Origin of the sequence: Moritella sp. (assembly GCF_033791185.1) — a bacterium.
Classification (GTDB): domain Bacteria; phylum Pseudomonadota; class Gammaproteobacteria; order Enterobacterales; family Moritellaceae; genus Moritella.
Window position 1 is genome coordinate 1 of sequence record NZ_JASJHF010000026.1, and the last position, 16,487, is coordinate 16,487.

The 16,487-nt window shown below is 42.3% G+C and carries 10 protein-coding genes and 1 riboswitch; of the genes, 4 read left to right on the plus strand and 6 right to left on the minus strand.

The window, feature by feature from the left end:
* Nucleotides 1-4 precede the first annotated feature (4 nt).
* A riboswitch (FMN riboswitch) is annotated at nt 5-239 on the plus strand.
* Nucleotides 240-345: 106 nt separating this feature from the next.
* On the plus strand, nt 346-999 hold the full coding sequence (gene ribB / locus QNK26_RS01750; RefSeq protein WP_319220538.1) for a 3,4-dihydroxy-2-butanone-4-phosphate synthase: 654 nt from the start codon (nt 346-348) through the stop codon (nt 997-999).
* Nucleotides 1,000-1,307: 308 nt separating this feature from the next.
* Nucleotides 1,308-2,939 (plus strand): DUF1254 domain-containing protein, encoded by a 1,632-nt coding sequence (locus tag QNK26_RS01755; RefSeq protein ID WP_319220539.1) that lies wholly within the window; start codon nt 1,308-1,310, stop codon nt 2,937-2,939.
* Nucleotides 2,940-3,023: 84 nt separating this feature from the next.
* Here the strand turns inward: QNK26_RS01755 and QNK26_RS01760 are convergent, their stop codons facing one another.
* The 5 genes from QNK26_RS01760 to QNK26_RS01780 all read right to left on the minus strand — a co-directional run bounded on the left by QNK26_RS01760 (nt 3,024) and on the right by QNK26_RS01780 (nt 10,856).
* On the minus strand, nt 3,024-3,491 hold the full coding sequence (locus QNK26_RS01760) for a hypothetical protein (RefSeq protein ID WP_319220540.1): 468 nt from the start codon (nt 3,489-3,491) through the stop codon (nt 3,024-3,026).
* Nucleotides 3,492-3,692: 201 nt separating this feature from the next.
* The gene (locus QNK26_RS01765) at nt 3,693-4,673 is read right to left on the minus strand and encodes a DUF4382 domain-containing protein (RefSeq protein ID WP_319220541.1); all 981 of its coding nucleotides are present in this window, start codon (nt 4,671-4,673) and stop codon (nt 3,693-3,695) included.
* Between the two features lie 54 nt (nt 4,674-4,727).
* Complete coding sequence (locus tag QNK26_RS01770; RefSeq protein ID WP_319220542.1) at nt 4,728-7,118, minus strand: EAL domain-containing protein; 2,391 nt, start codon at nt 7,116-7,118, stop codon at nt 4,728-4,730.
* 538 nt (nt 7,119-7,656) lie between these two features.
* Entirely contained in the window at nt 7,657-10,173 is a 2,517-nt protein-coding gene (locus QNK26_RS01775; RefSeq protein WP_319220543.1) for an ABC transporter permease, read from the minus strand.
* Entirely contained in the window at nt 10,170-10,856 is a 687-nt protein-coding gene (locus tag QNK26_RS01780; RefSeq protein ID WP_319220544.1) for an ABC transporter ATP-binding protein, read from the minus strand. The genes QNK26_RS01775 and QNK26_RS01780 overlap by 4 nt, the downstream gene beginning before the upstream one ends.
* Here QNK26_RS01780 and QNK26_RS01785 point away from each other — a divergent pair.
* Complete coding sequence (locus QNK26_RS01785) at nt 10,855-11,481, plus strand: arylesterase (RefSeq protein ID WP_319220545.1); 627 nt, start codon at nt 10,855-10,857, stop codon at nt 11,479-11,481. The two genes, QNK26_RS01780 and QNK26_RS01785, sit on opposite strands and share 2 nt — an antisense overlap.
* A 147-nt stretch (nt 11,482-11,628) precedes the next feature.
* On the opposite strand, the gene QNK26_RS01790 is transcribed toward QNK26_RS01785, so the two are convergent.
* Nucleotides 11,629-14,055, minus strand: a complete 2,427-nt coding sequence (locus QNK26_RS01790; protein ID WP_319220546.1) for a DNA polymerase II — start codon at nt 14,053-14,055, stop codon at nt 11,629-11,631.
* Between the two features lie 238 nt (nt 14,056-14,293).
* On the opposite strand from QNK26_RS01790, the gene QNK26_RS01795 reads away from it, so the two are divergent.
* The gene (locus tag QNK26_RS01795) at nt 14,294-16,432 is read left to right on the plus strand and encodes an MFS transporter (protein WP_319220547.1); all 2,139 of its coding nucleotides are present in this window, start codon (nt 14,294-14,296) and stop codon (nt 16,430-16,432) included.
* Nucleotides 16,433-16,487: the final 55 nt, after the last annotated feature.

Sequence of the window (16,487 nt, forward strand, 5' to 3'; positions counted from 1 at the left end):
ACGATTAAATTCTCAGGGCGGGGTGTAATTCCCCACCGGCGGTAATAACCAAGATGGTCGATTCATTTTACAATCATCATCCTGTTTCAGCCCGCGAGCGCCTAAGTCTAGTTAGATTGAATAAATCTTAGCTTAGGGTCAGCAGATCTGGTGAACGCTATGCCATATAGCCTAGTCCAGAGCCGACGGTAATGTTCATATCATAAGGTATGACTAAGTCCGGATGAGAGAGAATATAAGATGCGTTACATCTGCCTTGGTAGATGGCGAATAACGTACCTCTAATTCTGCACGCCCTGATTCTGGAACCCATATTTTTATAGTTGTATATTAAGGATTAAAACCATGAATCAGTCTTTACTCTCCCCTTTTGGCGACGCAATCACACGTGTTGAAACAGCATTAACGGCATTACGTTTAGGCAAAGGGGTTTTAGTTGTTGATGATGAAGACCGCGAAAATGAAGGTGATATGGTGTATGCGGCAGAGTCGCTTACCAATGAGCAAATGGCACTATTGATCCGTGAAGGCAGTGGTATTGTTTGTGTTTGTCTGCCTGATGAGCGGGTTAAACATTTAGAACTTGCGCCTATGGTTGAGAATAACTCAAGCCAGTATGGCACAGCATTTACCGTGAGCATTGAAGCGGCAGTTGGTGTGACAACGGGCGTATCAGCAGCTGATCGTGTTACCACGATTAAAGCCGCGATTGCAGATAACGCGATGCCAAGTGACCTTGCCCGTCCCGGTCATGTTTACCCACTACGCGCGCAACCAGGCGGTGTTTTAACACGCCGTGGTCATACCGAAGGTACTATTGATTTAATGAAACTAGCCGGATTAAAGCCAGCGGGGGTATTATGTGAGGTCACCAATCCCGACGGTACTATGGCGCGTTTACCTGAAATCATTACCTTTGGTGAAAAGCATGACTTACCGGTATTAACCATTGAAGACATTGTCACTTACCGTAATGCTCTATTAGAGCAAGTCGGTTAACCACCTAGATGTACTAAAATGTCAGCGCTATAGAAACATTCTTGCGATAAATGTGACACACTAGCGGCCGACTCGAGAAGTTTACCTTATACTTAGAGTATTGCTGTTTGTGTTCAAGCGCTTACAAGTTAGAAAATAGCTACAATTGAGATCGTCAAAATAGCGTTCTCAATTGTATAGGTTAAAACGCCCGCCATAAATCACCTTTCCTTACTTCTGATATACGCTAACGCCACAGCCATTGATATAAAAATCGATAAAAATCGCTCCTCTACTGATTTTTAACCATGACTAAAAGGACACAGTTGATGAAGAAAAAACCAACACAACTTATCAAATTAGCACTTCTTAGCAGTTGCATTATATCAGTCTTCACAGGTACAGCTCTTGCTTCCCCCGCTTCTGAAGGTACTGTCACACCAGGCTTTAATCATAAAATCCCTGAAGAGATAATGACCCCAAATAAGGTTGAAACTCGTCTTGGCGAGCTTAATTTTTATGATGGTATCCCAACTCAAGCGACTCTCGACAAGGTATATGATAATTTAGACTTCATTCGAGGTGTCGATGTATTTCTTAATTTTATTCCCGCAACATCAATCGAAGGGATCCGTTTAGGCTTTAAATCTCTGGGTGCCGATGACTCAAATGAAGTCTTAGTATTCGATAATCTCATGGATTCTAATCCCTTATTTTTAACCGGTAACACAGATACAGTTTACGCTGGTGCCATGCTCGACCTTGAAAAAGACGGTGTGACAGTGGTTGAGATACCAGCAGGAGCAGGACCTGGTACGCTGAATGATGCTTTTTTCCGTTTTGTAGTCGATATGGGCGCACCAGGACCTGATGCACAGAAAGGTGGCACATATGTTATTTTGCCGCCAGATTATGAGGGAGAGTTAAAGCCAACCCTTAATGCCATGCAGGACAGAGATAAGGACACGAGAGCAAGTATCATGATTGGCGATACACAACAGAAAGTGTGGATCACACAATCAACAAGTTATAATAATTGGCTTATTTTACGCGGTTTCTTGAAAGACGGAAAACCTGATCATGCTGCGAATATGTGGCGTACAGGTCTCAAAATATATCCGCTGGCTGACGCTAATAACCCAAAAAAAATGAAATTTATCAATGGTTCGGGTAAGTATTTTAATACTGTTCATGCTAATGATTATAAGTTTTATGAGGAACTTTGGCATGTGATCCAAAAAGAGCCAATAGCATTTATCGACTCAGAACTTCGTGGCCAGGCTACTGCTATTGGTATTGAGAAAGGTAAACCTTTCGAACCCGATGCACGCATGAAGGCTATTTTAAAAGATGCAGTCGCCGTTGGTAATGCCACAGCACGGGCTATCGCCTTTAAGTCTCGAGATAAGAGTGCTTATCTATTTGAAGGCAAGCAGTGGTTTACAGGCTTTATTGGACGAGATTATCGTTGGTTAAAGGATGACGGTAATGGCGGAAGAAACATGGATGCACGAACGCTATTTTTCTACATTGCAACTGTAAACACCCCCGCGATGGCATTGCAAATACCCGGGGTTGGGTCTAATTATGCCATGACAACAGGCGATAATAATGGCGACATTCTTTATGGTAAAAAGAATTATAAAGTCACCTTGCCGGCTGATGCACCAGCTAAAGATTTCTGGTCAATGGTTGCTTACGATCCACAAACGCGCTCAGAACTACAAGTGCCGAATGGCTCGCTTTTCCCAAGTAAGAACAATAAACGTGATGAACTTATCTATAATAAAGACGGCTCAGTCACCTTGTACTTTGGACCTGATGCACCAAAAGGTTTAGAGGTAAACTGGACCGAAACCACACCCGGTAAAGCTTGGTTTGCTATGTTACGTTTATATGGCCCGCTGCAACCTTGGTTCGATAAAACTTGGCAGCCAAGTGACTTTGAATTGATAAAGTAACGCAGTAGTTAAACCGCCCCTATAAATCAGTCAATAAAGAGCAAAGGCCGCTTCTCACCATAACAGAGGTGGCCTTTTGCTGTACTACTTAGATGCTGCAGGAATAGTATTGTCCGTTACTAATTCAGCCTCTCCGCGCTTTGCTTTATCAGTATTAACAAGCTCGCCTTTATACATGGCGACTTTGATAAAGAACACCATAAACAACAAATCATTTAAACCGTAAATAGTATAAAAGATACCGGCAAACAAGTCTGTCTCATACAAGGTAAATAAGCTATTTGTTGCTAACCAATAAACCCATGCACACACATACACCAGTTTCTCAATCGCAAAAACAGAAACTAACAAACGGATACTACCTTTCGTCATAGCGGCAGCAAAGTAAGCCAGTCCCCATACTATAATCATCACCAAACCAAAGTTAGACATGACAACCGGGTCAGCTTCATTAATGGCGGTATTACTAAATAACTGTGAGAATGTCAGCACACCGCCAATATTAACCAAAGCGGCGAGTATAAGACCATATTTAATTACTTTGCTATTCATTATGATTCCCTTATTAAATTTCGGTATAAATCTATCGGTTTATGACCACAATATAAAACATAAAATCCGATTTTATTTATAACTATCATTAAAATTTAATAAAGATCACAGCAATAACCTAATTATTTATCGATTCATACTGACTTCATCTAACTTGTTTTAACATTTAGTCGCGCGTATCACGCTACCATTTAGCTTTAATCATTTATTAAAGTCATAAATTAGTTCTTGCGAATCAGACAAGATAACTTCTTCGAATTGCCAAGTTGGATCGGGGATAGTTAGCGCATCAAATTGCACCGGATCATCACCAACCGCACCACAGCTAAACGCAGCGGTATAATATCCTGATGGTAGATAACCAAAAGCATAATCGCCAGTGCCTAAATCAACAGATGTAGATGCGTACGGAGCCAATGAACCAACATCAGGTAAGGTGCCATTAAATGTATCGTCACTAGCGTCAAAATTATCCACGAGCTTAGTGCTATCTAAATCACGTCCTGCGTATAAGTAGACATAATTACCGGTATCGTTGACACAAGAACCAGCAGCAAATAAATCATTATCGACCGTTCCTTTCAGCGATGCAGCCGTATCATTGTCAATAATAGTCACACCATGTGGCTTCAAGATATAACCCTTGTTATTAACACTGTTACCACGCATTACCAAAGATTGACGTAAGTCGAATTCAATAGTAAAGCTTTGCACCGTTTCGTCATTGATAGTAAAACTGCCCAGCTTTAATTTATTACTCGGCTGTTTTAATTCATTAGTACCATCATTATCAATGACATAACTCAAGCTTTTATTCGCTTCGATATGAAGAATTAATTCTTTATAGTCACCGGTAGGTAATGCTTGGTCAGTTAAAATGAGGGCGGCATTTGAGCCAGGGTAGTCGAGCAAGTCAATTTGTTGATAGCTATTACCATCGAGGTCTTCATCAACAGCAACAATAATACGCGTGCCATCGGCATGAATGAACTCTAATTGGTCGAATGCAATAACCACATTATTAGCACTATCAACGGGGGCATCAGAGACTGAAAAAGAAACATTGGAAAATGAAGTCGCATCATTATTATTGCTATCATCACAAGCCGCAACCAACAAGGATGCCGCCACAACCACACAAGATTTAATAAACTTCAAGATATCACCCGCAAATAAAGACATATACATCAACTATAGGCGTTGATGTGATATATATCACTTATGAGCGATAATACTTCAACATAAACTCTCTTGCTTGTTCTTCTCAAAAAAGGCCGTTATTGCACGTGCTGCTAGCGGTTTACTAAAGTAATAACCCTGGCCATATTCACAATCATATTGTTGTAAAAATTCAAGCTGCGATGAAACTTCAATACCTTCGGCGATAACCGCTAAGTTCATGTTATGTGACATGGTAATAATGGTTTCAATTAAAATATCATCGCGGGCATTACCAATTTCATTAACGAATGAACGGTCAATTTTAATTTTATCTAGCTGAAAACGAGACAAATAACTCAAGCTTGAGTAACCCGTGCCGAAGTCATCTAAAGCAATTTTAATACCCATCGCTCTAAACTGTGAAATTTTAGCGAGAGCCTCATCACCACCATCGATTAACACAGACTCCGTGATCTCCAAGGTTAATTGTTGCGCTTTAACATCGTGCTTTATTAACGCCTCAGAAATGATCTGAAGAAGCGTATTATCTTGTAACTGTAGCGGGGATAAATTCACAGCGATCTCGTTAATATCGATACGGTCGTCAGTATTCCACAGCGCTAATTGACGAAGCGCCTCGCATACAACCCAACGACCAATATCAATAATCAAACCTGTTTTCTCAGCTAACTCAATAAACTGTAATGGCTGTACTAAACCGCGGCTCGGATGCTGCCAGCGTACTAAGGCTTCTGCTAATCCATAGGTACCGGTTGTTAAATTAATAATAGGCTGATAATGCAAGCATAACTCATCGCGAGATATTGCATGGCGCAACTCAGCTTCGAGTTCGAACAGTTCATGACCCGCGGTCTCCATTTCTGGCTTGAAAAAATTAATCTGATGTGTCTTATTATCACCGGTTTTTTCAACCGCAAGATCAGCAAAATCCATCAATTTACTGGCATCTTTAATCTGACATTCTTGGCTAAGCACCACCCCGCAACGCGCTTGGCAAGCATGAGAGATCGCTCCCACTGGAATTGGCGTTGCGATAGACTCTAAAATACAATGAATTCTATTTTCTAATAAGTCACGCTGGCTATAAGGTAAAATAAATACAAATTCATCACCACACCAGCGACTCACCTCTTCATAATCTCGGCATAATACAGCCAGCCTATTAGCAATTCCAGCTAATAACGCATCACCAATATCATGACCAAAGCGGTCATTTAAAACACCAAAATTATCGATATCAATGAGTACTAACGCAAATGGTGCATAGTGCTGAGATAAACGACTTTCAATGCTATTTAATAACGCGTAGCGATTTGGTAATTGTGTTAATTGATCAAAATAAACTAATCGTTTTAGCTCTTGTCGTTGTTTCTTTTGCTCTGTGATAACCAAGTTAAAATGATCTGATATAACTGATAATTCCTGAACATGTTTAAACTTATTATTTAACACCCGATTATTTGGCACTGCTTCTGCGTACTTGAAATGTTCAGCAATAACATGTGATACAGCTTCAAGTAATTGATAAATAGGTGTAATAATCTTAGCTCGCAGACCCAAGAATAAGATCAAACTTAATGTCGTCAGACTAAATAATAAGGTAAGGATGCTTTGCTGTAACTTAACATACGCATTGGCATAAGCACTTTCTAATGGTAAAGCGATAATCACGAAGGTATCACGACTACCCGCAATCATCTGTTTATAAGCCACGAGATAAGGAATGTTATCCGTCGCTTTAACTTCATAAACGCCTTCTGCTTGCGGATCTAAATTGGCGACGATAACGGCCAAGTTTTCTTTCGCGGTGCCAATACCATAATGCGATGCGATAACCTGACCATGGCTATCAATAACAAAAGCCGAGCCATCTTTAGGGAAGAAGCTATCGGTTAATTGTTTATTCCACCATTGCAGCGATATAACCGCAACAGCAGCAGCGATAATCTTATTGTCATTATCGTAAACAGGTACCGCAAAATTCATCGAAGCGAGCTCACTCGCTCTATCATGCTGAAATTTGCTCATTGAATAGAGACCATTTTCAATGGTATTACGAAAATATGCTCGGTCAGCAACATTCACCACCTCTGACAATGGCAAAGCATTACAAAGCAGATCACCATTTGCCAATGGCACTCCGATATTAGTAAAAAGTGGATTCATGCGTTGAATACGCGAAACAAAAATAGAGCAACGCGGATCTGCGGGATCCTGAAGGGCACTGTCTTGTGCTAAGTTCAATAAGATCTGTTTGGTATAATCAATTTTATTTTGTTGCTGGGTGACGACTTTTTCAGTAAACAGGAATGCTTCATCACGTATTTTTTGTTTTTCAGCGATAAAATCGTACCAAATATTAAATAGCATTACTGTAAACGCAGGGATCAAAGCAACTATTAAAATGATAATAAATCGCGATACCATAGGTCGTATTACCGGCAAACCATTCCCCTCTAACAGTAAATGTCATCGTATTTTAATAACATTTACTGTTACTACAATTAATTAGTTGATCGTAATTAGAGGTTATAGTTTACCGATAGAAGTAGTCAATGTGAATGCTAGTGATTAATTTTAAAGACGATTACTCACCTAGATAAACATTAATAATAGTGTAGGTAGGGAGGGACCCACAACAAAATCCTCTATTTTATCGACGCTGAGTCAGTAATTAGTACAGCCTGCGACGCTTAGAACAACGATTATAACTAATAATCGCATTAACAAAAAATAGGCATGGCGTAACCAGCATAAACACAGCCAATATTGCATAATAGTAAAAAGCCATATTATTTCCTTTGCATCTCCTCACGTGTCTATCGTGACACAGTGTTCAATCTATTAATCAAAACATATAGAGGACACTAAACTCCAGATTTATATTACTTTATGAGTATAAAGATAACTTATTAAGCCAATTTTGTGAGTTTGATCTATATCCAACGTGATGAGATTGCGATATGCATTCTCGTATGAATCGTTACATCGTCCGTCGAATTAATGTCACACTCGACATCGTCAATAAACGCCAGCAGCTGAGCAAGCCAATAACACCGACAAAACTCGCGCCAGCACCAATACCTAATAACCAATATTGGAAATGGAATGTGCCCGGCATCTCAAAAATACGGCTTTGTAAAATATATACACCCAGCTCCATGGCGATGCTTGCCATTAATCCAGCCAGTGCACCCAGCGCCACGAATTCAAATAACACACTATTACGCAGTAAGCGTCCACTTGCACCAAGCGTCCTTAATATAGCAAGTTCTCGCTCTCGCTCTTCCATACTGGCTTGTACTTGTGCCACTAATACTAAACTGCCAGCGAGCACCACCAGCACGAGAATAAATTCGATGGCAATAGATACTTGTCCGATGACACTTCTTAATTGGGTAATAATGGCATCCACATCAATTAAGGTGATCGTCGGATACTGACTCAGAAAATCCTGGAGCGCCTCGGTCGCATCATCCGGAACGTATAAAGACGAAATATAAGTCGCAGGGAAATCGGCTAATACATGTTGGTTGAAGATCATGTAAAAGTTAGGTTGCAGCGTCTGCCAATTAACCTTGCGTACATTACTGACCACAGCCTGAACTTCTTCACTACCTAACTGAAACGTTAAGTTATCACCAACGCTGACGCCTAACTTATCTGCCAGTGTAGACTCAATCGACACCAAAGCCCGCATATCATCAGCTTGCCACCAAGCGCCTGCAAGCAAACTATTTTCATACGGCAGCGCATCACGCCAGGTCATGTTTAACTCACGCCCTACGCCACGGCGACCATTATCAGCAGACTTAGTATCTTCCTTGCTGACGCGTTTCGTCACTTGGTCATCATTAATCTTGGTTAAACGACCGCGAACCACAGGAAATAGACCACTGGATTCAATTTTTAAGGTATCAACAAAGTTATTCACCTGTTCGACTTGGCTAGCCGTCACATTGACTAAAAAGCGATTGGCACTGTTATCTGGTAATTGCTGCTGCCAATCATCAATCAGGCCATTCTTCATCACCACGATAACGAGCAGTAATTGGATGGCAATCGTGAAACTAATCAACTGCACGGCATTTTCATTCGCGCGACGTTTTAAATTGGCTAATGCTAAATGCCAAGATTTACCCGCTTTACTGCCTGCTGAGCGTCCAGCCAACATAAACAAGCGACCAATCACTAACAGCACCAGCGCCACCAGCACGCCACCAATGAGTAACGCCGCACTGAGCTCGGCATCTTGGCTGAACAAATACAGCAGCGTGAAAATAGCAATTAAAGCAGGTAAAGGACTGACTAATCGCGATAATAAACTCGCATTGTTACCATTATCACGGCCACGTAACAGCGTCATCGGCGACGTTTGTACTAACTCTTTTAATGGCGTGATGGCAAAGGCAAAGGCACAAATAATCCCAGTGACCACAGCGACAATGAAAGGATAAGCCATATTGCCGGTGTCTGAGGTATCCAAATAATCGCGCATGGCATACAAACCAAGGTTCAGTATCAGATAACCAATAATCAAACCTAAACTAATGCTTAATACACTGAGCAGTGACCAATGCAGGCAATATAATTTTGCCACATAACGTTTTGAGGCGCCCATGGCTTTAAATACTGCCACCACAGGTTGGTGGCGCTGGCTATAACGACGGCTTGCTACCGCGACAGCGACAGATGCTAAAACAATACCTAACATACTCGCCAGAGACAGGTATTTATCTGCTTTGGTTAATGCTCTAGCAAGCGGTGAATTTTGCGATTTAATATCATACCAACGCTGATTATCACTTAACTGTGGGGTGAACCACTGCTCAAATGCAGCGATATTGTCGGCGTCTCCTACGAACAAATATTTATAACTTAATCGGCTGCCCGGTTGGATAAGTTCTGTTTTCTGCGCATCGATGGTATTAATAAATACCACAGGGCCTGAAGTGAACACGCTAAACGAGGCGTCCGGTATTTGGGTGAGCACGCCAGTGACTTTAAAGCGCATGACACCGACTTCAATACTGTCACCAACTTTAATACCTAACTGTCTTAGCCCTTTTGCTTCTAACCAAGCTTCGCCGGATTTTGGCGCGTTAGCCACAACCGCTTGTGTGGCATCCAATGATGGACTCACCAATAATTCACCACGCAATGGGTAGCTATCAGACACCGCAGACAAGGCAGCTAACGCCATCTGTTCATCAGTAAATACCATTGATGACATTTGTATCTGTTGCGCTTGAAGCAACGCAAAACTGCTGGCTTTGGCCAATACCGCAGGATCAATAACACTGCCGGTATCTAACACCCTATCGGCAGCAATAAAGGTACTGCTCTCGGCGGTTAATGCTTGTTTCACCCGACTCGAAAAGCCTGACAGCGCAAATACCGCAGACACAGCTAATACAATCGCCAACAAGATTATAGTCAGTTCTCCGCGCTTTAATTCGTGCTTTAACAGGCGCAGTGAATGTTTGTGCCAATAACTCATAGCGCCTCACTCAACTGACCGCTTTCCATGATCACTTGACGCTGACAACGCGCGGCTAATTTTGGATCATGTGTCACTAAAATCAGGGTTGTACCCACTTGTTGATTAATATCAAACAATAAATCAGCAATGTGTAAACCGGTTTTGGTGTCGAGGTTACCCGTCGGCTCATCGGCAAATAAAATATCCGGTTTCGAAATAAAGGCACGGGCAATCGCCACACGCTGTTGCTCACCACCAGAAAGCTGTGATGGGAAATGCTCGGCTCTGTCGGCTAAATCAACTTTGGCTAATAATTCTCGTGCTAATTGCTCAGGGTTATCCATACCCGCTAACTCGGCTGGTAGCATGATATTTTCTAACGCAGTTAAACTGTTGATAAGTAAGAATTGCTGAAAAATAAAACCAACATGTTTAGCACGAACAGCACTACGCTGCTCTTCATTAAAGTGGTGCAATGGCTGATTTTTAAGAAAAACTTCACCACTCGAGGGTAAATCTAGCCCCGCTATAATAGACAATAGGGTAGACTTACCAGAGCCAGACGCGCCAACAATCGCTAATGAATCACCTGCGGTCACAGCGAGATCCATCGGGTATAAAATATCGAGGGTTTTAGCCTCTGTTTTAACTGATTTAGTTAAGGCACTTACTTTTAATATAACGTCGGAATTTAGCTTCATGTTTAGAAATGCCTTTAAAGTATTATTATTGATGGTTATCTTGTTACCTGCAGCACATGCCACAGCTAACCATAAATTTTTGTTATTGGGTGACAGCCTTAGTGCCAGTTATGGCATGACACAAAGTGAAGGCTGGGTAACCCTGCTTAACCAACAGCTATTGAAGCAGAATGCACCCTACAACATAGTCAATGCCAGTATCAGTGGTGAGACTACCGCGGGTGGGCTGTCTCGCTTACCGGGTATTTTGGCTAAGCAATCCGTTGACGTGCTGATCATTGAGCTCGGTGGTAATGACGGTTTACGTGGTTTTCCACCGAAGTTAATCAAAAATAACCTAACCCAAATGGTGGATTTAGCCCACGCCAAGAATATTCCAGTGTACGTGATGAATATTCGTATTCCACCTAATTATGGTCCACGCTACAGTAAAATGTTCACCGATGTGTTTGTGCAAGTTGGCAGTGAAAAAGACATTCAAGTATTGCCGTTTTTTATGGAACAGATCGCGCTAGATCCAAATTTAATGCAAAACGACGGAATTCACCCTAACCGTATCGCCCAGCCTAAAATTGTCGATATTATGTCAAAGCAATTAGCCGACATTTATAACGCTAAGCACTAAAGCACTAAAGCATTTAAGCGCCATACATTAACGCATTAATCAATCGGTAACTGGTTAAGATAAACCAGTTTATCTTGCGGTGTCAGGATGGGTTTCACAAATGCAGGTAAAGTATTGTCAGAGTAGTTGTTTTAATCATGGCCTGCGTTAAAACAAGCCCATTTGTTGATCGGTTATCAAATCAAAGCTCAAACCAATAAAGGGTAAGATACCATCAGCAATTGGTTTCAATTGTTTTTCAATATAATGTTCAAAATCCAATACTGAATGTTGGTGCTCTACCGCTTCAGGACCACTGAGCGTGAGTACATAACTGATCCAGGCTTTGTGCTGATAACGCAGTGGTTGGCCTAATTGGCGGTTTTTCTCATCAGCTGCGCGCGCCGCTTTGACATGTGGCGGCACGTTTTTCACGTATAACGCTAACTCTTGGCGTAAACGCTTGCGGTAAACCAACTTGTCGTTAAACTCACCGGCTAAGGTTTTTTCGACAATTTCGAGTACGTAATCTTCTACCGCTATATTATGGAATACTCGGTGGTATAACTCCTGCTGGAACATCTTCGCAAGATCGGTCCAATCAGTACGTACCGTTTCCAGTCCTTTGAAGATCAGCTTTTCACCGTCTTTAGTATTCACTAAACCGGCATAGCGTTTTTTACTGCCTTTATCTAATCCGCGAATGGTCGGCATTAAAAACTTGTGATAATGCACTTCGTATTCAATATCTAAGAAGCAATCAATATCGTAATCGTCACGTAAGTGTCGCTGCCATTGTTGATTAATGTATTGCGATAGTTCGGCGCCCATACGATCTGCCTGCAAACCGCGATCGCCATCGCCATCAGTAAATTTCGCGCTATCAAGCAATACAAACGTCGAGTCAGTATCACCGTAGATCACCTTGTAACCCTTGGCTTCAATCCAACTTGCCGTGGTTTGCATGATCTCTTGACCACGCATGGTAATAGACGAGGCTAAACGGGTATCATAAAAACGGCAGCCACCCGATCCTAACACCCCATAAAACGAGTTCATTAAGATCTTAATGGCTTGCGAGCGCGCGGCATCTTTATCAAGTTTGGCTTGATCGCGCTGCGACCACAGTTCGGTAATAATATCAGGCAGGTAATGTTTCTCCCGATCAAACAAACCACCACGGAAGCCAGGGATCGCTTCTGTTGGGTTTTGTACACCTTCTAATAAGCCAACTGGATCTATCTTAAAAGTGCGAATAATCGACGGATACAGGCTTTTAAAATCCAATACAATCACGTGATCATACAAGCCTGGGAATGAATCCATGACGTAACCGCCAGGACTGGCCATGACCCCACTCTCGCGTAGATTAGGGGCGATATAACCCGCACGGTGTAACTTAGGCAAATACACATTGGTGAACGCCAGTACCGAACCACCGTTACGATCTAACTCTAACCCCGTTAATTGCGAACGTAATAACAGAAAGTCCAGTAAGCGTGTTTTAACAAAAATATCCCACACCAATACGCAATCTTGCAGATTGTACTTGGCTAATTTGGGTTTGTTGAAATGAAAATCGTGATTAATTTGTTCCATACGGTTATCAACGTCGTCAGTATCTTTACCGACACCGAGTATGGCTTGCGCGACGTTTTCCAAGCTAAAACTTGGGAAGCTGTAGGTAGCAGTTTTTAAGCTATCGATACCATCAACCACCACTCGGCCGTGCAAGGTTAGAAAACCCGGTTGCTGTGGCGTGCGACCATCACGCCAATGCAGGTTTTGACCACCACGACCCAGTGCTAACTTAAGGCTATGGAACGTGGCACGCTGGGCTAATAAACGAAAATCAAAATTGATCACGTTCCAGCCAATAAAAATATCCGGATCATAGCGGATCACAAACGCTTGCAGTGCTTGTAATAAGCTTTTTTCGTCGGCAACCCAATGGATTAACGGGTCGTGGTCAGCATTGCTATCTGGAGCTTCCCCGATCATGTATACCCGCTTAAATGGCTGACCATCAGGGCAATAGGCTGGGCTTAATGAGTACAAACCAATAGAATAAAGTTCGCCGTGTTCAGAGCACTCAATATCCAATGAGATCTGTTTAATTTTATCCACTAAGTTATCTGGAATTTCTGCGGGTTTGAGCTGCGCTTGCTGAAATTCAACGTAGCCTTTACGCTGCACTGGCGTACCAGTGAACTCGACTGCACCTTTAACAAAACGCTCCATTAAGTAGCGCTCTGCAGGGCGAATATCTGCTTCTAATACCGTCACCAGCTTACGCCTTAATAATTCTTGGGCGCGATGATAGTCATGCGAGGTGCGGAAATAAAAGGCGCTCATCAGTTCTAAATCAAAGCTGCGCAATTTCAGATCTTTATAGTTAAAACGCGGATTCAATTCACTTAAACACGCCAACGCTGTAGTGAGCTGATCCTGAGGTATGAACATGACTAACGGCTGAGTGGCTGGGATCAATTTAACCGCACCTATTTCAGATGCTAACCAATAACTTAATTCATTGTTACCATTACGGTCACGGCTATGACGCGATAATAAAAAACCCAGATATGTAGCAGACAAAATTAACCAGAAAAAGTAGTTTAAGACTGGTTAAGTGTACAGCATTTTTGGATATGTGAAAACGTCACAGTAATAAGGTTCTCAAGCCAGTAATTAGGGGGCATAAAAAATATCTGTATATACGACTATATTTATACCAAAGTGTAATCGGATCTCATCACTTGTTGATTATATGTTATAAAGCTTAACCATGTAATGAATCAATAATCTTAGATTCACCAAACAAGAGAATGCCACTGTGATAACAACCCTTAAACCCTTTATATTGCTGCTCATCAGTGGATTTTTACTCATGCTAGGTTATGGCTTGAGTAATATTTTATTACCTGTTCGTATGCAACATGACGGTATAAGTGTAAATAACATCGGCATCATCCTATCAATGTTGTCTGTGGGTTTCTTACTGGGGGCTATCTATAGTCGTAAATTATTACAGCGAGTTGGTCATATCCGCATATTTGCTATGTGTGGCAGCTTAACCTCGGTAGCGATCTTGCTTTCAGGACTGTATCCAGAACCGTTAATGTTAGCGGCGATGCGCATGCTGACCGGATTTTGTATGGCCTGTGCCAACGCCACTCTCGATAGCTGGTTAAGTCACAGCGCCACAGAAGAAAGCCGTGGACGAATATTATCGATTAACCAAATGGTGATAATGTCTGCGCTTTTCTCTGGTCAGTTTCTGTTAAACGTCGCGCCGATCACCGACGTCACCTTGTTTGTTATTTCCGGCATTCTATTTAGTCTTTCGATAACCCCTATCGTGATCAGCAAACAACTCGGTCCACAGATTGAAGACAGTCAGTCAATGTCCCTAATGACCATCATGAAGCTATCCCCTCTCGGTGTTATCAGTTGTTTTTATGGGGGGTTTCTTTATGCCGGCTTGGTCAATATGCTGCCTATTTTTGCCAGTGATAATGGTATTCAAGGTTTCAGCTTATCCATATTTATGGGTGCATCTATCTTTGGTGCGATCATTTTCCAATATCCGATCGCCTATTTGTCCGACCGTTTTGACCGTCGTAAAACGATGATCGCGATGGTACTCACTATTGCCGGATTGTCTTTATTAGTGCCGCAGTTGATTAATTCATCGCAATTTAATCTGACCTTGCTAATCATTGCCATCGTGATGGGGTTAACCGCGTGCCTTTATCCGATGAGCATGTCAGAAACCTTTGATAAAGTATTGCGAGAACAGATCCTCGCGGCAATGGGATCCTTGCTGCTGATTTATGCACTGGGTAGTATTCTGGGGCCCAATCTCGCGTCTATCGCCATGAATTGGTTTGGCAGTGCCGCATTATTCTCATTCATGAGTATGACAGCCATGACGTTACTGGTCCTTATCCTAGGTAATATACTTAATCAGACCGCATTACCGCGCGATGAACAAGAAAACTTCATCATGCAAACCCCCTCTGGCGTGGCATCAGAACTGGATCCTCGAACTCAGTACGCACAGCCCTCTTTTGAACAAAATCCAGAAGTGGAAGTGGCGATTAGTTTAGCCGCTAAAAACCCTGCAGCCGCGGTGAACATGGCGAAATCGCTAGCAATGCGTGATCCGAATAATGCCTCAAACTTAGCCGCAGCACTAAGTACCATTGACGAAATTGATATCAGTCGCTTGTATCATGCGATCACTACCGCTGCACCGGGTATGAGCATTCATATTGCCGAAGCGTTAACCAATGCCTCACCAGAGCAAGCCGATGAATTAGTTGACTGGATCACCACTGAATATCCTGACCAATTTACTAACATTATTGTCGCTATCGCCAACTCAATGCCGGACAACGGGATTGATATGATGGAGCTGGCTGCCGAGAATATGGTTGAAGATCACCAAGATGAACTACTCGAAATGACCGACCAGTACATGACTAGCCTATCTGACTCATTAGATGATATGCGTCCTGTCGATCGTACCGCTGCCGCCACCGAGCAAACTGCAACAGAGCTGTATAGCCGTTTAACCGATGTATCCCCTACGCAATCAGCCGACTTCGCCTTGGCGGTATCGGAAGCATATCCAGAGTCATCAAATGTGGTTGCTGAAGCCTACGTCAGCAATCTAATTGAAAGCGAAGAAGCCACTCCGGGTGATGCAACGGCGAACATTGAAAGTGCGGTTAATGATTACGTGACTCAAGTTGCTGAAACCATCCCTGAGTACGCCGCTGATATCGCCAGTACTATGATTGACTCCGTACCCGACATCGCTTCCCACATGGTCGAGATCTTACAAAGTTCAGACGTATTCGATGACAGTGACTTGAGCACCTCTATCAAAGATAAACCAGAGCATGATGAGCTAGAAGAGCAATTACAATATGCAGTACAAACGCAGTCAGATGAGATAGATAGATAGATAGATAGATAGATAGATAGATAGATAGATAAACATAGTTAAGATGTGAAATAGG